A 20,933-nucleotide genomic window follows, 5' to 3' on the forward strand; every position below is an offset into this window, starting at 1 on the left:
GGCGGTCGCCGACGCGGATCGGACACTAACCCGGTGGCCGCGCCGGACGGGGTTCCTCCCGAAACGAGCTCAGGCCCGGCTCCCTGAGGGAACCGGGCCTGAGTGCGTGGTAGCGGGGACAGGATTTGAACCTGCGACCTCTGGGTTATGAGCCCAGCGAGCTACCGAGCTGCTCCACCCCGCGTCGATCATCCGGGCGATACCGGGTGACGTTAGACCGTCCGGCGGTCGAGTGGTCTCCCTCTCGGCTCCGCTTCGGTCAGGTATGACCTTAGCAAAGAGCGACCGCGAACCACGAATCGGCCGGGGGCGCCGATGCCGTGCGGAGCGATGCCGTCCGGAGCGACCCCGCCCGAACGACGAAGGGCCCCTCCGTGAGGAAGGGCCCTTCGTCGTGCACGTGGTAGCGGGGACAGGATTTGAACCTGCGACCTCTGGGTTATGAGCCCAGCGAGCTACCGAGCTGCTCCACCCCGCGTCGATTGCATCTATGACACTACGTGCCACTGAACCGACAAGGCAAATCGGCCGGCCGTACGACGACGCCCGGGCCGGTCACACGGGGAGACCGGCCCGGGCGGACGGAGTCGGGTCGTCAGTTGCCGTTGCCGAGCGCCTGGTAGGCGTCGACGGCGGCCTGCAGGTCCTCGAGCGCCTGCCCGAGATCGGAGAGGTCTCCCCCGCTCTGGGCCGAACGGACGGCGTTCAACGCCTCGTTGAGCTCGCGCACCGCGGCTTCACGGGAGGCCTCGTCGCCGCCACCACCGCCACCGCCGGCCGCGGGTGAGGACGGGCGGGGGGCTGTGCCCACGGCGGGCCGCGACGTGCCGCCCTCCGCCTGGGCCTCGGCCTGACCGGTCTCGTCGATCCGCACGATGTCGGGATCCGTCTCGATACCGACCTGCTGCAGCGCCTCGTACAGGGTGGGCGCGTACCCGACCGCGCGGTCGTAGCTCACCATCACGCGCAGCAGACGCGGGAACGCGGAGTCCTGGTCCTTGCGCTGCGTGTAGATCGGCTCGACGTACAGCACCGAGTCCCCGGCCAGCGGCAGCGCCAGAAGGTTGCCCTCGGTGATCTCCGCCGTCTCACCCCACAGGCGACGGTCCTGGGCGATCGCCGGCGAGGCGATCATGATGTCCTGCGCCTGGTTCGGGCCCTGCGCCAGCGGCTCGGTGCGCCGCTGCACGCGCACGGTGATCTCGCCGTACGTCTCCGGGTCCGAGCTCGCCGACATGTGCGCGGCGAGGAACTCGCGCTCGTACCCGCGGAACGCGGAGATGAGCTGGAACGAGGGCTCGTCGGACTCCGGGTCCGTCGGGTCCGAGACCACCACGTAGTACGGCGGCTGGCTCGGGCCGTCGCGGTCCACGGTCTGTGCCCCGGCCGGGCCACCCGCGGTCCCGGGAGCGGGGGCGGTGCCGGGCCCGGCCGCCGGCGGGGTCTGCGGGTTCTGGATGGACGAGGTCACCGTCGGGTCGGACGGCACCGACCAGAAGGCGTCGTTCGTGAAGAACTGACCCGGATCGTCGACCTGGTACTTGGCGAGCAGCTCGCGCTGCACCTTGAACAGGTCCTCGGGGTAGCGCAGGTGCTCGGAGAGCTCCTCGGAGATCGCGTCACGCGGCTGCACGATGCCCGGCAGGGCCTTCATCCACGTCTGCAGCACCGGGTCGGACTCGTCGAACGCGTACAGGTCCACCGTGCCGTCATAGGCGTCGACGGTGGCCTTGACCGAGTTGCGGATGTAGGAGACCTCCTCGTCCGGCAACACGCGGCCGCTGCCGTCGCTCAGGGAGTCCGAGGTCATGGCCTCCAGCGAGCTGAGCTCGGCGTACGGGTAGGTCTTGAGCGTCGTGTAGCCGTCGACGATCCACTTGATGCGCCCGTCGATCACCGCCGGGTACGTGTTGGTGTCCGTGGTCAGCCACGGGGCGACCTTCTGCACGCGGTCACGCGGGTCGCGGTCGTAGAGGATCTTCGAGTCGTCACCGATGAGGCTCGACAGCAGGATGTTCCGCTCGGCGAACTTCAACGCGTACGCGATCCGGTTGACCCACCCGCCGATCGGCACACCGCCTGAGCCGGTGTAGGTGTACTGCTCGGCGTCGGTGTCGTACTCACGCGGGCCGTCGCCGTTGTCACCGACGATCGCGTAGTCGGGATCCGACTGGGCGATGAGCTCACCGAAGTAGATCCGCGGCTGCGTGACCGGGATCATCATGTCCTCGCCGTTGTTGATCGCGTCGAGGTCCGACACCTGGTAGTTGGGCAGGCCACCACGGTCCGAGCCCGCGTCGTCGGCGATCTCGTTGACGCGGTTCGCGGGAGCGGCCACGAAGCCGTTGCCGTGGGTGTACACGGTGTGGCGGTTGATCCAGTCGCGCTGGTTGGCCTGCAACGACGCCGGGTTGAGCTCGCGCGCGGCCACGAGGAAGTCCTGCATCTCGCCGTCGATCGTGTACCGGTCGATGCTCAGGGTCTCGGGGAAGCCGTAGAAGTTGCGCAGCTGCTGCTGCTGGGTGAAGGTCGGCGCCAGGACGTTGGGGTCGAGCACGCGGACGTTGGACAGCGTCGTGATGTCCGAGGCGGCCTCGCGGGGGTTCGGGTCGGCCGAACCCCAGTTGTCGATGTAGGTCACCCGGTCGTCACCGATGTCGTAGGCGGCGCGCGTCGCCTCGATGTTGCGGGCGATGTACTCCCGCTCCTTCTCGGCGCGGTTGGGGTTGACCGAGAACTGCTCGACGGCCAGCGGCCACGCCGACCCCACCACGAGGGCGGAGAACAGGAGCAGGACCGTGGCCAGCGCGGGGATCCGCAGGTCCCGGATGACGATGGCGGAGAAGAACGCGACCGCACACACCAGGGCCACCGAGAACATGAAGATCTTGGCCGGCATGAGGGCGTTGACGTCGGTGTAGCTGGCGCCAGTGAACGTGGCGTTCTCGCTGAACAGCAACTCGTACCGGTCGAGCCAGTACGCCGCCGCCTTGGCGAGGACGAACAGGCCCGCGAGGCTCACCAGCTGGATGCGGGCCGCCCGGGTAAGCGCACCCTCGCGGGCGCCGGGGCGGAGACCGCCGAAGATGTAGTGCGTGACGAGGTTGGCCAGGAACGCCAGCACGATGGCGACCATCAGCCACGTGACGATCGCGCGCCACATCGGCAGCTCGAACGCGTAGAAGGAGATGTCGAGCCCGAACTGCGGGTCAGTCTCACCGAACGGCGTCGAGTTGAAGAACGCGAGCACCGTCTGCCAGCCGGTCTGCGCGACCGAGCCGGCCAGGACGGCGAGCACGGCCGGGATCCAGAACACGGTCTTACCGGGCGAGGCGCCCATGGCCGCGCGGTACCGGGCCAGCGCGTCCGGCATCCCCGGCTGGGCGAGGAAGACGGGACGGGCGCGGTAGGCCAGCATGATGCCGGCGGTCACCGCCAGCCCCACCAGGAGCGCGACCACGACGAACACCCCGAGTCGCGTGAGCAGCTCGGTGCGGAACACGCTCGTCGCGTCGACGCTGCCGAACCACAGCCAGTCCGTATAGGCCGTGTTCAGTCGCGGTAGGACCTGGATGAGGAGGATGAGGACGACGACGGCGACGGCGACGGCCCGACCGCGACGCGAGATCGCGATCGGCCGACCTGGGGGGTTGCCGGGTGGGCGGACGGACACCTGGGATGCTCCTGCACTGCTGGGGCGGACATGCTCGTGGGCCCCACCTTACGGAAACCCCCCGCCTCAGCCGCAGGTCGGTGGCCGCCCCCCGGAAGCGGCCGTCTCCAGCGCCTCCACCGCGCCGCCCAGGGTCGACACCTCGATGAGCCGGATGCCCTCGGGAGGGTCCTGCACAGCCTCCGCACAGTTGGCGGCGGGCACGAGGAACTCGCTCGCCCCGGCCTCGTGGGCGGCCCGGATCTTGTGCCGGATGCCACCGATCGACCCGACCGTCCCGTCGGGCAGGATCGTCCCCGAGCCCGCGACCCGCGCCCCCCCGGTCGTCTCCCCCGGTGACAGCTTGTCCACGATCGCCAGCGCCAGCACCAGGCCCGCCGAGGGGCCGCCCACACTCGGATCCACCGTGATGTCCACGTCGGTGCCGTCCGCCGGGGAGTCACCGACCAGGATGCCCAACCGGCCCCGGTCGGGACCGCCGTCCGGCCCGGCCGGCTGCAACCTCGTCGTCGTCGTCCTCTCCCGGCCGTCCCGGGTGTACCCGATCGTGATCTCGTCCCCCGCTCGGCGCTCGCCGACCCGCTCGACCACGGCCGTGGCGTCTTCGACCGGCTCCCCGTCGATCGACGTCAGCACGTCGCCCTCCTCCAGGCGCCCGGCGACCGCGCCGTCGGGCTCCACCCCCTCGACGCGGGGTTGCATCGGGATCCCCAGGTGGCGGTAGGCGGCCGCCTCGGCCGAGTTCTCCGACCCGACCATCTGCGCGGCGTTGGACTCACGCACCTCGTCGCGCGACCGGTCCGGCGGGAACACCTGGTCCCGCGGCACGACGACCTGCGCAGGGTCCAGCCAGAAGCGCGCCGCGTCGACCAGGGTGAGACGGTCCCGCACCGCCACCGTCGTCATGAGCAGCGACCCCGCGGTCTCGTCGGCCGGCCTGCCGACCACGTCGATCACCGGGACCCGCTCGACCTCACCGTCCTCGGTCTCCACCTCCGCCGTCCCGAATGTGTCATAAGTGGGCCCCGGGCCCATCGACACCAACGGGACGGTGGCCGATGTCGCCAGGACGAGCAGCAGGACCGCCGGCACCAGCGCGGCGAGGACGGTGAAGAGGCGGCGGCTCACGGGGGCAAGGGTAGTCCGCGCCCCGCCGACACCGCGTCGCGGCCGGACCCCGCACCCCTGCACGCTGTACCGTTGTGGCATGAACCAGCCCTTCGGTTTCTCCGCCTCCGACGACGACGGGCGCGACGACGACCGCGACCGTAACCCCGGCGGATCGGGCGGCGCCGGTGGCCCCGGTGGCCCCGGCGGATTCGACCCCTCGCAGTTCGGCAACCTCGGCCAGATGCTCTCCCAGTTCGGGCAGATGCTCGGGTCCATGGGATCGGCCATGTCCGGCCCCGGCAGCTCCGGCCCCGTCAACTACCAGCTGGCGCGGACGGTCGCCCTGCAGGCGCTCGGCCGTACGCCCGTGATTACCGACTCCTCGCGCACGGCCGTCCAGGAGTCCGTCCGCCTCGCCGAACTGTGGCTCGACGACACCACCCTGTTCCCCTCCGGCGTCCACCGCACCGAGGCGTGGACCCCGCAGCAGTGGGTCGAGCAGTCCCTGCCCACCTGGGAGAAGATCTGCACCCCGGTCGCCGAGCAGATGAACTCGGCCACCAAGGGCGCCATGCCCGAGGAGGCCCGCCAGCTCGCCGGCCCGCTGCTCGGCATGCTCGACCAGATGGGCGGCATGGGCTTCGGCATGCAGCTCGGTCAGGGACTCGGCAAGCTCGCCCCGGCCGTCCTCTTCTCCTCCGAGGTGGGCATCCCGTTCGGCGACGACGGGGTGGCCGCCCTCTCGCCCGCCGCGATCGACGCGTTCGCCGACGAGCTGGAACTGCCCCGCCAGGAGGTCGTCGTGTTCCTCGCCGCGCGCGAGGCCGCCCACCTGCGGCTGTTCTCCGGCGCCCCCTGGCTGCGCGCCCGCTTCCTCGCCACCGTCGAGGAGTACGCGCGCGGCATCCGCGTCGACACCTCCGGGCTCGACGACCTCGCCTCCGGGTTGGACCCGTCGATGCTCCAGGACCCGGCCAAGCTGCAGGAACTGCTCTCCGGCGGCGCCGGTGCGATCGGCCCCAAGGTCACCAACGTCAACGAGGCGGCCCTCGGCCGCCTCGAGACACTCCTCGCCCTCGTCGAGGGCTGGGTCGACGCCGTGGTCACGGCCGCCGTCGGCGACCGGCTGCCCAGCGCCGACAAGCTCCGCGAGATGTGGCTGCGCCGCCGCGCCACCGGCGGGGCCGCCGAGCAGGCGTTCGCCAGCCTCGTCGGGCTCGAACTGCGCCCGCGGCTCGCCCGCGAGGCCTCCGAACTGTGGCGCCGGGTCGGCGAGGCCGTCGGCATCGAACGCCGCGACGGTCTGTGGAGCCACCCCGACCTGCTGCCCGTCGGCGAGGACCTCGAGAACCCGGCCGCCGTGATCGACCGCCTCCTCGACGACTCGAGCGGCGACTCCGGCGGCGTCGACGAGATCGAGCGGTTCCTCCGCGAGTCCGGCGGCGGGGACGGTGGGGACGACACCGGCTCCGAGGGGCCGCGCGACTCGGACTGACCCGTCTGATCGACCCCGGGCGGGGCCGGTCAGGGCGCGTCGACCTCGTCGTCGTCACCCTCGATCAGGTCACCCACTCCCTCGCCGGCACCGCCGCCCCCGTCGTCGCGGGCGGCGTCCCCGCTCCCGGGTGCGCCCGCGGCGCCACGGAGGACCCGCGAGTACGCCTCGAGGTACCCCATCGCGCGCTCGGCGCGCGGGAACCGGCGCACCACCTCCCAGAACTCCGGCGGATGCCCGCCCGGCACCACGAGGTGGGCCAGTTCGTGGACGAGGACGTAGTCCAGCACGTACGCCGGGACGTCCCGCAGCGCCTCGCTGATCCGGATCTCCCCCGACGCCGGTGAGCACGACGCCCACCGCGTGGTCATCGACGGCACCCATCGCACCGACGACGGCCGCGGGCGCCCCTCCACCCACCTGTCCGACAACCCGGAGGCCCGTCGCATCAGATCCTCGTCCGAGGCCCTCGGGCCCCGACGGCGACCCGACCGTGCCAGACGGCCGAGCATGTCCGAGACCAGGCGCCGCTCCTCGGCCCGGGGCAGCCCCGCCGGCATGAGCACGACCACCGTCTCCCCCTCCACCCGCGCGGACACCGTCCGCTTGCGGCGCCGCGACCGCCGGATCTCGATCCGCGGGTCGTCGGGGTCCGTGGGCAGCGCCGACGCCGCGGCCGGACCGCCGGGGGCGGTCTCCTCGGATCGGTCGGCGGGGCGAGGGGCTGGCGGCACGCCGACCACGGTAGACCACCGGACGACGCGCCCTCGCGGGCCGCCGTCCACACGCGCGATCCGCCCTCCCGTGCCTGTGGATAACCCCGCCGGCGGGCCCGGTGCCCCGGCGATCACGTGCCACGATGACACCCGTGACCCCGCCTACCCCGCTCACCGCGCCCGCCGACGCACCCCGGCGCGCCACGGAGCCGCCACGTGCCACGGAGCCGCCGCGCGGCGTCGTCATCGCCGCGCCCGCCGAGGTCGGGGCCACCGCGACCGGGCCCGTCCGTCCGGATACCTCGTCGCCTCTCGGCACCTCGTCGCCGATCCGCGCGACGCTGCGTCCGGGCACCGTGGTCGTCGCCCGAGACGGCCGCACCGTGCAGGTCGGGCTCGCGCCGGACAGGGCTGTCGTCGTCGACGCGCCGGCCACCGTCGACGCCCGCCGCCTCGCCGCCCTGCTCGCCGGGCTCGAGGGCGGGGCGGACCTCGACTCGGCCGCCCGCCGCGCCGGGATCGACGCCACCGGGCGGGCCGCCGTCGCACGGATCCTCGCCCGCCTGGCCGACCTCGGGCACGTCCACCTCGACGTCCCCGGCGCAGCGGCACCCGCACTCGCGGCCTCCGCGCCCGCGCCCTCCACGACATTCGCGCAGCCGCGGCCCTCCCCTGTCCGCCGGGTCCACATCCTGGGCTCCGGCCAGATCTCCGAGGTGCTGCGCGGACCGCTGTCCGTCAACGGATGCCGGGTGAGCACCGGCCCCACTCCCGGATTGGCGCTCGACGCCGAACGGCCACCCTGGCACCGCCGCGGACAGCCACCCGACCTCGTGATCCTCACCGGCACCGTCTCCGTCGACCCCGTCATCACGACCGCCCTCAGCCGCGGCGGGCAGGCGCACATGCACGTGTACTGCCGCGACGGCAGGGTGGTGGTGGGACCGACCGTCGTGCCCGGACTCAGCACGTGCCTGCGGTGCACCGACCTGTTCCGGGCCCGCAGGGACCCACGCTGGCCGTTCGTCGCCGCCCAGCTCCTCGGACACTCCCCCGACGCCGGCGTCCCCGCCCTGACCGCCGCGGCCGCGCTCGTGCTGGCCGAGGTCGCCGCGACCCGCGAACCGACCGGTCGGATGCAGACGGTCGGCGCCTCCGTCGAGATCAACCCGGCCGAGGGACTGTGGCGTCGTATCGAATGGCCGGCCGTCGAGGGCTGCGACTGTGGGGCCGCCCCGGGGGCCCATCCTCTGTCATGATTGGGGCGTGTCCGATCTACCCCGTACCTCGTCCCGCCGCGCAGCACGCCTCGCGGGACTACCACTGGGCATCGCCGGCCGCGCTGCCGGATCGCTCGGACGCCGCGCCTTCGGGCGGGGCGAGGGGGATCTGACGGAGGAGCTCGCCGACCAGGCCGCGGAGCAGGTCTTCGCCGTCCTCGGAGAGCTCAAGGGCGGCGCCATGAAGGTCGGGCAGGCCCTGAGCGTGTTCGAGGCCGGCATGCCGGACAAGTACGCCGAACCTTTCCGTGAGGCACTCACCAAGCTCCAGGCCGAGGCGCCGCCTCTGCCCGCCGCCGAGGTGGAACGTGTCCTGGACGCCCAGCTCGGGCTGCGGTGGCGGGAGCGGTTCTCGGAGTTCGACGGCGAGGCCGCCGCGGCCGCCTCGATCGGACAGGTGCATCGCGCCGTCTGGTCCGACGGCCGCGAGGTGGCCGTCAAGGTGCAGTACCCCGGGGCCGACGAGGCCCTACGCTCGGACCTGCGCCAACTCCGCAGGCTGGCCCCGCTGCTGCGCCCGCTCAATCCCGGCACGGACATCAGGGGGATCATCGACGAGCTGTACGACAGCACGGTGAGCGAACTCGACTACCGCACCGAGGCCGACACCCAGCGGATCTTCGCGGCCGCGCTCCGCGACGACCGCCAATTCCACGTCCCCTCCGTTCTGGCCTCAGCGCCGAAGGTACTGGTCACCGAGTGGGCGGACGGCCGCGCGCTGAGCCGGATCTCCGCCGACGGCAGCCCCGAGGACCGCGATCTGGCCGGGGAACTGCTGACCGAGTTCCAGTTCAGCTCCCCCGTGCGGGCACGGTTGATGCACGGCGACCCCCACCCGGGCAATTTCCTGCTGGCCGACGACGGTCGCCTGGTGGTGTTGGACTTCGGCGCGGCCATCCCGCTCCCCGAGGGCGTACCGACCGTGCTGATCTCGATGATGCGACACGCCCTGGCCGATGACGCGGATCAGCTCGTGGAGGTGATGACCAGGGCGGGATACGTGGGGCGGGGCGGGCTGGATCCCGCCGATGCGATGGCGTTCCTGAACCCGTTCATCGAGCCGATGCGCGAGCCGGTGTTCCACTTCGACCGTGCGTGGATGCAGGGCATCATGTCCGTCTACGGGGATGTCTCCGGCCGGGAGTTCCGGACCTCGCGCTCGTTCGCGCTGCCCCGGGAGTACGTGCTGATCCACCGGGTGCTGTCCGCGTCGGTCGGCATGCTGTGCCAGCTCCAGGCGTCCGCGCCCTACCGGGAGATCGTGCGGCGCTGGATGCCCGAGATCTTCCCCGACGAGGACTGAGGCCGCCGGCCGGGCCGTCAGGTCCCGCGGACCAGCTTGAGCACGTCGTCGCCGTACTCGCCGAGCTTGTGTGCGCCGATCCCGCCGATCCGGCCCAGGGCCCTCGTGTCCGCGGGACGGTCGCGGGCGATCTGGGCGAGGGTCTCGTTGGTGAACACCGTGTAGGCGGGCTTGCCGATCCGCTCCGACGTCTCGCGGCGCCACTCGCGTAGCCGCTCGAACAGGTCGGTGTCGACCTCGACCGAGCACTCCGGGCACAACCCGAGCGCCCGGTGCATGGGCCCGTTGAGCTTCTCCCCGCAGCCGCGGCAGCGTCCCTTGTCTGACGAGTCGGTGGACCGGCGGGCGGCCGCGGGGGCCTGCGCCGGGCGGACGGGATCGAGGAAGCGACTCGGCCGCCGGGTGGCGCGGCCCCCGGCGCGGCGGCTCCGACTCCACGAGAGCGACAGGTGCTCGCGGGCGCGGGTGATGCCCACGTAGAGAAGGCGGCGCTCCTCCTCGATCGCGTCGGGTCCGGCGTTGATCGCGTGGCTGATCGGCAGACTGCCCTCGTGCACGCCGATGAGGAACACCGCGTCCCACTCGAGGCCCTTGGCGGCGTGGATCGACGCCAACGTGACCCCCCGCTCGTCCGGCGCGTGCCGGGCGGCGGCGCGTTCCCTCAGGCCGGCCACGACCGGGAGCAGTCCCGGGCGACTCTCGGCGGTGGCGATCTCCTCCGCGAGTCCCACCAGCGCGCTCAGGGAGTTCCACGTCTCGCGGGCCTGCGTGCCGGAGGGTTCCGCGGCGGTCAGGCCCAGGGGTTCGAGCGCCTGCCGGATGACCGCGACGACGTCCGCCGGGTCGGTCAACCCGCTGTGGGCGCCGGCCGACGCCTCGCCCGAGCCGTCGACGAGGCGGTCGATCGCCGACATCGCCCGACGCACGACGGGGCGCTCGAAGAAGCCCTCGCCGCCCTTGAGCCGGTATCCGATGCCCGCCTCGTCCAGAGCCGCCTCGATCCGTTCCGACTGGGCGTTGACCCGGTACAGCACGGCGATCTCCGCGGGATCGGTCCCGCCGTGCACGAGGTCGGCGACGGCCGCCGCGACGGCGTCGGCCTCCGAGTCCTCGTCCGCGTACTCGGCGAGCACAGGCTCGGGCCCGGGCGGGCGCATGCCGCGCAGCGTCAGCCCGGCGCTGCGGAACCGACCGGCTCCGGCGCCGATCACCGCGTTCGCCAGGTCCACGACCTGCGGGGTGGAGCGGTAGTCGGATTCCAACTTCACGACGGTCGCGCCGGGGTAGCGGTCGGCGAAGCCGAGGAGGAAGTCGGGCTCGGCGCCGGCGAAGGAGTAGATCGTCTGGTTGACGTCACCCACCACCGTGAGGTCGTCGCGATTGCCCAACCATGCGGTGAGCAGCCGCTGCTGGGCCGGCGTGACGTCCTGGAACTCGTCCACGACGAAGCAGCGGTACCGGTCCCGGAACTCCTCCGCGATGGCCGGCACCTCCTCCACGAGCTCCGCCATGTGCGACAGGAGATCGTCGAAGTCGAGCATCCGGACCGGGCCTGAGACCTTGAGGTCCTCGTACGCCCTGAACGCCCGGGCCACCTCGGGTGCGGGAACCGGCAGGTCCCGTCCCAGAGCGACCGCCTGCTCGGCGTAGCTGTCGGGGGTGAGCAGGCTCGACTTGGCCCACCCGATCTCGGTCAGCACGTCGCGGATCGTCTCGGTGGCGGGATCGAGCCCGGCGCGGCGGACCGCCTGGGCGACCGCCCGGAACTGGCCGTCCAGCAACTGCCACGGCTCCTCGCCGTAGACCCGGGGCCAGAAGTAGGACAGGTTGCGCAGGGCCGCCGAATGGAAGGTCCGCGCCTGCACCGGCCCGGTCCCGGCGTCCGCGACGCCGAGGCCCGCCAAGCGCATGCGAAGCTCCCCCGCGGCGCGGGCGGTGAAGGTGACAGCCAGCACCTGGTCTCCGCGGACGTGCCCGGTGGTGACCAGGTGCGCGATGCGTCTGGTGATGGTGCGGGTCTTGCCCGTTCCGGCACCCGCGAGGATGCAGACGGGGCCGCGGGGCGCCAACACGGCCCGACGCTGCTGCGGGTCCAGGCCCTCCAACGCCGACTCCGCGCCTCCTCGGCGCCCGGCTCCGCGTCCGCTTCCCTGGCCGCTCTCCCGGCCGCCGCGCCCCGTCTCACTCACGCCCCCATCGTGGCATCCGGGTCGGACACCGCGCCGGGGGCCTCCCCCCGGGGATGATTCCCACCGGCGTGGGCGTTACACCCCGTCATGAGCGATGTGACGACCAACGACGCCCTGACCCTGTACACCACCTCGTGGTGCCCGTTCTGCACGCGGCTGAAGAAGCTGCTGGACGAGAAGGAGATCGGCTACACGGAGATCGATGTGGACGCCGACGCCGAGGCGGCCGCGTTCGTCGAGAGCGTCAACGGCGGCAACCGGGTCGTGCCCACGGCCCTGTACTCCGACGGCACCACGGCCACCAACCCCCCGGCCTCCCAGATTCGCGCGAAGCTCGCCGAGCTCGCCGGCGCCTGAGGCGCGATAGGCCCGGCACACGGGGCGCCGCCGGCCCGGGACAGGGCCGACGGCGCCCCCTCGCGTCAGGCGCCGCCGTCGCGGTCGACGGCCGCCACCCAGGACCGCAGCATGACGTGCGCGATGGACACCGGCGGCGCGAGCATGAGATCACCGCGACCGGCCAGCGCGTCCCTGACCTGATCGACGTCGAACCAGGCGGCCTCGCTGATCTCCTCGTCCTCGAGCAGGATCGGCGCCTCCGGGTCCGCCACGGCCTGGAACCCGACCATGAGCGAGCGCGGGAACGGCCAGGGCTGGCTGCCCAGGTAGCGGACGCGCTCCACGACCACACCGACCTCCTCGGCGACCTCCCGGCGCACACATCCCTCGAGGGACTCGCCCGCCTCGACGAAGCCGGCCACGTGCGAGTACATCCCCGCGGGCCACACGGGTTGCCGCGCGAGGAGGACCTGCCGGCCGCCGTCGTGAACGAGGCAGATCACGGCGGGATCGGTCCGCGGGTACTCGAGTCCGCCGTGGAAGGGGTCCTCGATGGCCCACCCCGCTTCCTTCCGACGCGGGTGGTGGTCCGGCTGCCGGCCCCTGACGTTGTCGCGGTGCCACCCGAGAAGTGCCATGGCCTGCGCGGCCAGCGATCCGTCTCCTTCGACCAGGTCCGCCCCGCACGCGCGGAGGTTGCTCACGGCGGGGCTGTCGGGCAGCTCCTCGACGGACACGGCCCAGATGTGTCGGCCGTCGTCGGTGCGTCCGAGGAAGACCGCGTCCTCGGGCAGTCGGTCGGCGTGGTCGAGGGCCGGCTCGAGCCGGATCCGCTTGCGATCCCCCGCGGTCGGTTCGGTCGCGAACCGGTTCCGCCGGTCGACCCTCATGATCCTCGCCGAGGCCCATCCCGCCGCGAGTCCGTCCGCGTCCTGCCGGAGCGGGGCGGCCCGGTCGGGCGCGGCCACCGACAGCACGGGATCGGAGTCCAGGGTGAAGTCCAGCGGCATCGTGACGGGTCCTTTTCGCCGGTCGTGAGGGGCGCCGATCAGCGTAGTCCGGCGGACCGGCCGGACGGCGCCGACCCGGGGATCAGCCCGCGACCATCCGGATGTAGAGCAGCCGGTCGCCGGCCTCCAACGCGTCCGCCTCCGGCTCGTTGACCTTGAGCAGCTGCCCCTTGCGCACCACGCCCAGCACGAGTTCGGCCAGGTGCCGCGGCGAACCGCCGACCTCGGACTCCTCCACGCGGCGCTCGGCGATCGAGAAGCCCTCGTCGGGCGTGAGCAGATCCTCCATCATGCCCACGACGGTCGGGGTGATGGTGGCCAGGCCCAGGAGCCGGCCGGTGGTCTCGGCGGAGACCACGACGGAGTCGGCGCCGGACTGCTTGAGCAGGTGCTTGTTGTCGCTTTCGCGGACGGTAGCGACGATCTTGGCGTGGGGTGCCAGTTCGCGGGCGGTGAGCGTGACCAGCACCGCGGTGTCGTCGGAGTTGGTGGCGACCACGACCGCGGAGGCGCGGGTGAGCCCGGCCAGTTTGAGCACGTCCGACCGGGTCGCCGACCCGTGGACGGTGACGAGCCCGTGGGCGGCCGCGGCCTTGAGCGCCTGGGGGTCGGTGTCCACGACGACGATGTCGTCGGGGGCGATCTCGTCGGCGAGCATGGCGGCGACGGCCGACCTGCCCTTGGTGCCGTAGCCGACGACGACGGTGTGGTTGCGCACGACGCTCCTCCAACGCTGGATCTTCAGGGCCTGACGGGATTGTTCGGTGAGAACGGCGAGGGTGGTGCCGACGAGCAGGATGAGGAACACCAGGCGCAGGGGTGTGACGACGAGCGTGTTGATCAGTCGTGCCTGCTGCGTGATCGGGGTGATGTCCCCGTAGCCGGTCGTGGAGAGCGAGACGGTGGCGTAGTAGAAGCAGTCGATCAACGTCATCTCACCGTTCGGCCCACCGCCTCCGGTGTAGCCGCCGCGGTCGGTCCACACGACGAGCACTCCCAGACAGAGCGCGACGACGGCCATCAGGACTCGCTTGCCGATCAGCCGCCACGGGCTTCCGACGTTCTCTGGGATGCTGACGACGCCGACGAGGGCGTGGTCGGGGCTCTCGTCCAGTGGATCGTTGCCACGGAACCGGGACGCCAGCGCGCGTTTCTCGACCATGGGACTCCGTTCCCGCGGGCGGGCCCCCGCTGGGCCCGCAGTCACCGAGGAGAATCGTCGCCTATCGACCGCTCCCGGACAACAACCGACCCCGGCCGGGGCCCTCGGCGAGGATACGCAGCAGTTCCTCCGCGTCGGGCAGGTCCGCCGGTTCGATGGTCCGGCCGGAGCGCACGTAGTGGAACGCAGCGCGGACGGACCCCAGCTCGACGGTCCGCCCGAGGCGGGCTCCGACGACCTTCGCCCATGCGTACCGGTAGACCGCCAACTGGAGGGCCACGGCGGGCATGTCCCGTTCGGCAGGCACGCGCCCGGTCTTCCAGTCCACGACGATCCATCCGTCGCCGTCGGCGAATACCGCGTCCATCCGTCCGCGCAGGAGGTGCCCGCCCAGGCCGACCTCGAAGGGCACCTCGACGGCCTCGGGCGTCATCCGCGCCCACCGTGACGCCTCGAACCCCTCCTGGAGGGCGGTGAGGTCGGCCTCGGACAATCCGTCGACGGCGCCCTCGTCACCGGCGCCTGGTAGATCGTCGATGTCGAGCAGGTGGGTGGCGCCGTAGCGGTGCTCGAGCCAGGCGTGGAACCTGGTGCCGCGCCGCGCGAACCGGTCCGGGCGGAACGGCACGGGCCTGCGGAGGCGGTCGGCGAACTCGGCGGGGTCGGTCGCCATGGCGACGATCTCCCCGGCGGTGAGACGGCGCGGGAGGTGGACCTCGTCGCGCCGCTGTGCGGCCCGCCGCGCGTCGGCGAGGAGGGACGCCGCGGCCAGGTGCCATCGCCGGGCGGGGCCCGACTCCGGTGGCGCCTGGGCCTCCGGGTCCACGGGCGCGGCCGTCTCCACCGCTCGCGCGGCGGCGAGGCGGTCGGGCGCGGCCTCGCGGGGCCACGTCGCCTCGACGGTGCCCGCGGTGGCCGGATTCGTGGGAGAGGGTGTGACGACGAGGTGGTCGATCACCCCGAGCGGTGGTTCTCCCCCGCACGCGTCGAGCGCGTCCCCGAGGAATTCCGACGGCCCCTTGGGTGTGGTGGCCGATCCCAGCCAGTGCGATCCGGACAGCAGCAGCGTCTGCTCGGCCCGGGTGACCGCGACGTAGAACAGTCGGCGGTCCTCGTCGAGCGAGCGCCGCTCGACGCGCTTGATGTGTTTCCCCAGCGCCTCTTCCAGCAACTTGCGGTCGGTCACGCCGTCGAGTCGCGGGACCGGCACCCCTCCGGGGTTGTCCTCGGTCTCGCGGTCCCCCCGCAGCTGCTCGGGCAGCTGGGTCGCGGTGCGGACGGAGGTCTGCGGTGGCTGGCCGGAGGGGAAGACGCCGTCCGCCAGGTGCGGCACTGCGACGATCTCCCATTCGAGCCCCTTGGCGGAGTGGACGGTGAGAATCTGCACCCGGCCGGGCGTCGAGGCGACCTCTCCGCGGGCGAGCCCGCCGTCGATGGAGCGGGCGAGGTCGAGGTAGGCCAGGAACGCGTCCAGCCCGGTTCCGCGCTCCGGCCGGAATCCGGCGGCCACCTCCTGGAGCGCGTCGAGTTGTTCGCGCGCCTCACCACCGCCGGCACGTTGGCGCAGGCGGACCTCGGCGTCGAGCCCGAGGGCCTGCTCGGCGGCCGCGACGAGCCGCGCGGGCGGCGCTGACGCGCGGGCGCGGAGCCCGGAGATGACGGCCGCGAGTTCGCTGATGCGCTGCGCACCGGCGGGGCTGTACTCGTCCTCCGGGCCCGGATCGGCGAGCGCATCCGCCAGTCCGGCCGAGTCCGTCTCCTCGCCGCGGGCGAGGGCGTCGAGGACGTCGTCGAGTTCGCGGGGGTCGGAGATGGCCCCGGCGGCGGTCGCGGGCCTGCGCAAGGATAGCCGGGACGCGCGTCCGGCGAGGGCGGCGAGGTCGGCCGCGCCGAGCGCGAACCGGGAACCGCTGAGCAGTCGCAGCAGCGCGGGGCCGGCCCCGGGGCGGGCGACCACGGTGAGCAGGGCGACGACGTCGGCGACCTCGGGCACGTCGAGCAGCCCGCCCACGCCGACGATCTCGACCGGTAGGCCGCGGGCCTCGAGGGCCTCGGCGATCGCGGCGGAGTCGCCGTTGCGCCGCACGAGCACCGCAGCGGTCGGCACGCGGCCGGCCCGTTCCGCCGCGCGGTACCGGTCGGCGAGGGTGTCGGCGAGCCACTCGCGTTCGTCCTCCGCCGTGTCGAGAAGCGCGACCCTGAGGTCGGCGCGTTCGGCCCCGGGCCGGGCCCGGAGCTCGGGCACAGCGATAGATCCGGGACGGTCGCGCAGCGGCGCGGTGATCCGGTTGGCCAGCGTGAGGACCTCCGGCGGGTTGCGCCAGGAGGTCGTGAGTTCCCTGAGGTGCGAGGGGCGTCCCCCCGGCAGCGGGAAGTCCTCGCGGAAGCGGTCGAGGTTGGACGCCGACGCCCCCCGCCACCCGTAGATGGACTGCATGGGGTCACCGACCGCGGTCACGGCCGGGGCCGGGTCGGCCCCGGCGCCGAACAGGGAGGACAGCAGCACCCGCTGGGAGTGCCCGGTGTCCTGATACTCGTCGAGCAGCACCACGCGGAACGCGCGGCGCTCGGCGAGCCCGACCTCGGGGTGGTCGCGGGCGACGGTGGCGGCCAGGGCCATCTGGGAGGCGTGGTCGAGCGCGGACTCGGCCCGCATGCGGGCGGCGACCGCGTCCACCAGGTCCGCGAGTTCCTCCCGGTGGCCCTGGATCTCGGCGGTTCTCCCGAGCCACGCGGTGGGGGTCGCCTTCTGCCGCGGACCGGGCGGGAGGGTCGCGATGAGGGTCGTGATCAGGTCGGGGTGAGCGCGCAGGTCGTCGGTGCTGACGAGGTGGTCGGACAACTGCCCGGCCAGGGCCAGCACGTCGCGGGTCACCGTGCCGGGGTTCGATCCGGTGGTCAGCGGGCTCTCCCACCTCGACACCACGTCGTGGGCGAGTTGGAAGGCGGCAGTAGGGGTGAGCAGCCGCGAGTCGGGTTCGACGGGTACGAGCAGTCCGTAGGTGCCGAGCAGGGTGCCGGCGAAGGCGTGATAGGTGGAGATCTGCGGGTCCTCGGTGCGGATCGCCTCGGCGATCGCGGGGTCCGCGCCGGGCCCGGTGCACAGCGCGCTGCGGGCGAGCGCGTCCAGGCGGCGGCGTATCCGCCTGGACAGTTGCTGGGCGGCCTTACGGGTGAAGGTCAGGCCGAGGATCTCCCCCGGTCGCGCGTGCCCGTTGGCCACCAGCCACACGACCCTGGCCGCCATGGTCTCGGTCTTGCCGGCGCCCGCCCCGGCCAACACGAGAGTGGGTTCGGTCGGCCCGGCGATCACCTCGGCCTGCTCGGGGGTGGGTCGATGGATGCCGAGTGCGTCGGCGATGGCGGCGGGGTCGATCGACGCGGTCATCCGATCACCTGCTTCCCCTCGGGCTGCGCGGGGCAGCTGGATCTGACACTGCAGTGCTCGCACCATCGGCCGACGCGCGCGGTGTAGCCGGGGCCGACGGTCGCGCGGCCGGCCTCCTGAACGCGGACGAGCAGGGCCTCGGCGCCGTCCGTTCCGAGGGGGTTCTGCGTCCGCTCGGTCGGCATCCGGCCCTCGCGGCCGGCCAGGTAGAGCAGGAGCCCGCCTCCGGGTTCGCGACCGGCCGCGGCGGCCACCGCCCCCCGGGCGACCGCGAGTTGGTACAGGGCCAGCTGCGGGTTGATTGCGGCGTCCTTCTTGCTGGCCGCCGCGGCCGAGGTCTTCACGTCGACCGGGACGACCTGCCCCGCGGAGGTCGTCTCGAGCCTGTCGATCCGCCCGCGGACCCGCACCCCGCCGCCGGCGTCGAACTCGAACTGCTCCTCGACCGCGGCGGTCGTGTACTCGTCGCGGGTGGACGAGCGCCACCTGCGGAACGTCTCGGCCATCTCGACCATCGTCTCGGCCCCGCGCTCGGCGAACCACCCGCGGGACAGGGTCAGCGCCTCGGCCCGCCGGCGGACGGTCGAGCGGATCGTGTCCTCGTCGATACCGCCCTCCACGGCCTGGGTCAGGGCGTGCACGGCCGATCCCCGCACGAGCGGGGCGGCCGATCCGGCGTCGGACGAGTCTCCCCCGACCGACTGCAGGAACCACCGCAGCGGGCACTCCTCGAGGGCCCCGAATCCGGACGGCGAGAGCACCGCGATCGGCCGGTCGGGAGTGTCGGGCGTGAGCGGCGCGTCGGTGGAGGGTTCGGTCGCGCCGAACCACGTGCGGGGGTCCGCCTCCCCCACCCCGGCGTCGCGGAGGCCGGCGAGCAGGCCGGCCGCGTGGCGCGCGTCGGCGGGGTCTGTCGACGGGTCGTGGAGCGCGGCCCGGAGATCCACCGCCAGGTGCGGCAGGGAGAACACGGTGGGCGCCTGGCGGGACGGACCCACCGGGGCGCCGGGCGACGCGACCGCCGTGGCGGTGGTCGCCAGGTCGGCGATCTCGTCGATGAAGCGGGAGGGGGCGACGTCGCCCTCCTCGGGTGACTCGACGGCGGTGACGAGCAGGTGCTCACTGGCGCGGGAGCACGCGACGTAGAACAGGCGGCGTTCCTCGGCCGACCGGGCGGCCGCGAAGGACACGGCCCGCTCCGCCTCGGACGGCACCGGTCCGTCCCCGGCGATCTCCGTCAGGTCGACCAGCTCGTCGACGCCCAGCAGGCCGGACCGGCGGCGGGGCGCCGGCCAGACACCGTCCTGGACACCGCACACCGCGACGGCCCGCCACTGCCGGCCCACCGCTGCGTGTGCGGACAGCACGCTCACCGCGCCGCCCCGCGCGCGGGTGTCGGCGCGCCGGGGCGCGGGCAGGTCCTCGCCCGAGACGACGTCGCAGAACACGCCCACGGAGCCGCCGGGGACCCGGTCCACGAAGTCGGCGGCGTGGTCGAACAGCGACACGACCGCGTCGAGCGACCGGTCCGCGGACCGCGACCACGGGTCGGCGGCCACCGCCTGTCGGACGAGGCGGCGCTCCAGCCGGGAGGCCGTCCACGCGGCCCAGAGGACCTCCTCGGCGGTTCCTCCCGCGCGCAGTTCGTCCTCCACGGCCCGGCGCGCGCGGCGGACCCGGGTGACGGGGGCGAGCTCGACCGCGGTGAGCCCGGGCGGGAGGTCGTCCTCGTCCGCCAGGACGAGACGCCGCAGGGTCTCGGCGCTGGGCTCGGTCCCGCCGATCCCCGACCGGCGCAGGCCGCGACGGAGGCGACGCATGGCCACGGCGTCCGCGCGGCCGATCGGCCCCGAGAGAAGGGCGAGGATCCGCTCGGCGTCGCTGCCCTCGGCGCCCTCGAGAGCCGAGCGCACCAACAGCAGCAGCGACGAGGCGACCGGGTCGTGGGCCGGCGGGATCTCGGCGCCGGCATCGACCACCGGGACGCCGGCCGCGTCCAGGGCGGCCAGCAGCGCGTCGGCCACGCGCGGCAGGGAGCGGGTCACCACGGCCATCTCGCCGTAGTCGATGCCGTCCAGGACGTGCCGGCGGCGCAGGAAGTCGGCGACGACGGCGGCCTCCGAGGCGGCCGATCCGGCTACCCCGACTCCCACCTTCCCCTCCGGCCCACCGGCCGATTCGCGGGGCCGGTGGCGGGCGGCCCCGGGCAGGCGGGAAGCGATCCGCGCGGCGACCGCCGTGACGGCCGGGGACATGCGGTGGCCGACCGGGAGGTCGACCGCGCGGCCGCCCTGCTCGATCACGGCGCGCGCGAGGCCGCCGTCGGCGCCGCGGAACCGGAAGACCGACTGGTCGCCGTCCTCCACGACGAGCAGGACGTCGGCGCCGCCGCCCACCGTCGCGACGAACTCCGCGGCCAGCGGATCGAGGTGATGGGCGTCGTCCACGGCCACGAGGCGCCGGGAGCGGAAGATCTCGCGCAGCTCCGGGTCGGCCGTCAGCGCGTCGAGCGCGGCGCCCACCAGCTCGGCGGCGTTGAGGGCCTCCGGCACGTCCGACTGGGCGCTCCGCACGCTCGACCGCAGTGCCATCTGCTCTTCGTGCCGGCGGAAGAAGCCCGCGGCCGCCACCCACGCCGGTCGGCCCGCCGTGCGGCCGAGCCGCGCGAGTTCGCGGGGCCCGATCCCCCGCTCGAGCGACCTCAGCAGCAGGTCGCGCAGCTCGCGCGCGAACCCGACCGTGGACAGCGCGGGGCGCATCTGTTCGGGCCAGTGCGGCGCCCCGTCGGACAGCTCACCGAGCAGGGTCTCGCGCACCAGCGCGTCGTGTTCGGCGCCGGTACGCAGCCTCGGCGGCGGGGCGTCGGCCCGGGCGGCGGCGAGTCGCACCACGGCGTGGGCCAGCGAGTGGACGGTCCGTACCGGCGCGTCGGTGCCCACCACGAGCTCCGGCGGCATCCCGCGGGTGGCCTCCTCGAGCAGCGAGGCGGAGGCCGTGGCCGAACCGGTGAGCACGAGTACGCCGTCCATCCCCACACCGCCGGCGACCGCGGCGCGGACCACGTCGACGATCAGCGAGGTCTTGCCGCTGCCCGGGCCGCCGCGGACGACCCACCGGTCCTGCCTGCCGGCGCGGGGGGCGCTCCAGTCACGGCCGACGAGGTCGCCGAGACCGGCCGGCCAGGTCCGGCTGCTGTCGGGCCGGCCGGATCCGGTGGTGGGCTGGGCGGGGGCGGATGGAGTGAGGGCGGGCGCTGTCACGGCTCGAT

12 protein-coding genes and 2 tRNA genes are annotated in these 20,933 nt (G+C 73.5%); 4 read left to right on the forward strand and 10 right to left on the reverse strand.

Translation table 11 applies throughout. From position 1 onward, the window contains the following. Nucleotides 1–107 precede the first annotated feature (107 nt). The 4 genes from KHA85_RS09260 to KHA85_RS09275 form a co-directional block, all read right to left on the reverse strand. A tRNA-Met gene (locus KHA85_RS09260) sits at nucleotides 108–184 on the reverse strand. Between the two features lie 217 nt (nucleotides 185–401). Further along, nucleotides 402–478, reverse strand: a tRNA-Met gene (locus KHA85_RS09265). Between the two features lie 117 nt (nucleotides 479–595). Beyond that, nucleotides 596–3,673 carry a UPF0182 family protein gene (locus KHA85_RS09270; RefSeq protein ID WP_213185568.1) on the reverse strand — a complete coding sequence of 1,026 codons (3,078 nt, stop codon included), beginning with the start codon at nucleotides 3,671–3,673 and terminating at the stop codon, nucleotides 596–598. Nucleotides 3,674–3,739: 66 nt separating this feature from the next. After that, nucleotides 3,740–4,801, reverse strand: a complete 1,062-nt coding sequence (locus KHA85_RS09275; RefSeq protein ID WP_213185569.1) for a YlbL family protein — start codon at nucleotides 4,799–4,801, stop codon at nucleotides 3,740–3,742. Nucleotides 4,802–4,880: 79 nt separating this feature from the next. Between KHA85_RS09275 and KHA85_RS09280 the strand changes: the two genes are divergently transcribed. Then, nucleotides 4,881–6,278 (forward strand): zinc-dependent metalloprotease, encoded by a 1,398-nt coding sequence (locus tag KHA85_RS09280; protein ID WP_213185570.1) that lies wholly within the window; start codon nucleotides 4,881–4,883, stop codon nucleotides 6,276–6,278. A gap of 29 nt (nucleotides 6,279–6,307) precedes the next feature. Here the strand turns inward: KHA85_RS09280 and KHA85_RS09285 are convergent, their stop codons facing one another. Then, a complete protein-coding gene (locus KHA85_RS09285) occupies nucleotides 6,308–7,012 on the reverse strand; it encodes a M48 metallopeptidase family protein (protein ID WP_259843489.1) in 705 nt (234 codons plus the stop codon). A gap of 134 nt (nucleotides 7,013–7,146) precedes the next feature. On the opposite strand from KHA85_RS09285, the gene KHA85_RS09290 reads away from it, so the two are divergent. Both KHA85_RS09290 and KHA85_RS09295 read left to right on the forward strand, forming a co-directional pair. Beyond that, the gene (locus KHA85_RS09290; protein WP_308936908.1) at nucleotides 7,147–8,253 is read left to right on the forward strand and encodes a hypothetical protein; all 1,107 of its coding nucleotides are present in this window, start codon (nucleotides 7,147–7,149) and stop codon (nucleotides 8,251–8,253) included. 7 nt (nucleotides 8,254–8,260) lie between these two features. Further along, nucleotides 8,261–9,577, forward strand: coding sequence for an ABC1 kinase family protein (locus KHA85_RS09295; RefSeq protein WP_213185572.1), 1,317 nt, complete (start codon nucleotides 8,261–8,263; stop codon nucleotides 9,575–9,577). Between the two features lie 17 nt (nucleotides 9,578–9,594). Here KHA85_RS09295 and KHA85_RS09300 read toward each other — a convergent pair whose 3' ends face one another. Next, complete coding sequence (locus KHA85_RS09300; protein WP_007629164.1) at nucleotides 9,595–11,682, reverse strand: ATP-dependent DNA helicase UvrD2; 2,088 nt, start codon at nucleotides 11,680–11,682, stop codon at nucleotides 9,595–9,597. Between the two features lie 171 nt (nucleotides 11,683–11,853). Between KHA85_RS09300 and KHA85_RS09305 the strand changes: the two genes are divergently transcribed. Next, the gene (locus tag KHA85_RS09305) at nucleotides 11,854–12,123 is read left to right on the forward strand and encodes a mycoredoxin (protein ID WP_213185573.1); all 270 of its coding nucleotides are present in this window, start codon (nucleotides 11,854–11,856) and stop codon (nucleotides 12,121–12,123) included. A 65-nt stretch (nucleotides 12,124–12,188) separates the two neighbouring features. Here KHA85_RS09305 and nudC read toward each other — a convergent pair whose 3' ends face one another. The 4 genes from nudC to KHA85_RS18005 form a co-directional block, all read right to left on the reverse strand. Further along, the gene (nudC, locus tag KHA85_RS09310; RefSeq protein ID WP_213185574.1) at nucleotides 12,189–13,115 is read right to left on the reverse strand and encodes an NAD(+) diphosphatase; all 927 of its coding nucleotides are present in this window, start codon (nucleotides 13,113–13,115) and stop codon (nucleotides 12,189–12,191) included. An 82-nt stretch (nucleotides 13,116–13,197) separates the two neighbouring features. Next, nucleotides 13,198–14,277, reverse strand: a complete 1,080-nt coding sequence (locus tag KHA85_RS09315) for a potassium channel family protein (RefSeq protein WP_213185575.1) — start codon at nucleotides 14,275–14,277, stop codon at nucleotides 13,198–13,200. 61 nt (nucleotides 14,278–14,338) lie between these two features. Next, nucleotides 14,339–17,665 (reverse strand): ATP-dependent helicase, encoded by a 3,327-nt coding sequence (locus KHA85_RS09320; RefSeq protein WP_213185576.1) that lies wholly within the window; start codon nucleotides 17,663–17,665, stop codon nucleotides 14,339–14,341. Then, the gene (locus KHA85_RS18005; protein WP_308936909.1) at nucleotides 17,662–20,925 is read right to left on the reverse strand and encodes a PD-(D/E)XK nuclease family protein; all 3,264 of its coding nucleotides are present in this window, start codon (nucleotides 20,923–20,925) and stop codon (nucleotides 17,662–17,664) included. Before KHA85_RS18005 ends, KHA85_RS09320 begins: the two co-directional genes overlap by 4 nt. Nucleotides 20,926–20,933 lie beyond the last annotated feature (8 nt).

Origin of the sequence: Dietzia massiliensis, assembly GCF_018390595.1 — a bacterium.
Classification (GTDB): Bacteria; Actinomycetota; Actinomycetes; order Mycobacteriales; family Mycobacteriaceae; genus Dietzia; species Dietzia massiliensis.

Excerpts from the sequence above, each read along its gene's own strand:
- KHA85_RS09315 (WP_213185575.1), bottom strand. The coding sequence starts at position 14,277 with ATGGTCGAGAAACGCGCGCTGGCGTCCCGGTTCCGTGGCAACGATCCA.
- KHA85_RS09320 (WP_213185576.1), bottom strand. The coding sequence starts at position 17,665 with ATGACCGCGTCGATCGACCCCGCCGCCATCGCCGACGCACTCGGCATC.
- KHA85_RS09280 (WP_213185570.1), top strand. The coding sequence starts at position 4,881 with ATGAACCAGCCCTTCGGTTTCTCCGCCTCCGACGACGACGGGCGCGAC.
- KHA85_RS09305 (WP_213185573.1), top strand. The coding sequence starts at position 11,854 with ATGAGCGATGTGACGACCAACGACGCCCTGACCCTGTACACCACCTCG.
- nudC (WP_213185574.1), bottom strand. The coding sequence starts at position 13,115 with ATGCCGCTGGACTTCACCCTGGACTCCGATCCCGTGCTGTCGGTGGCC.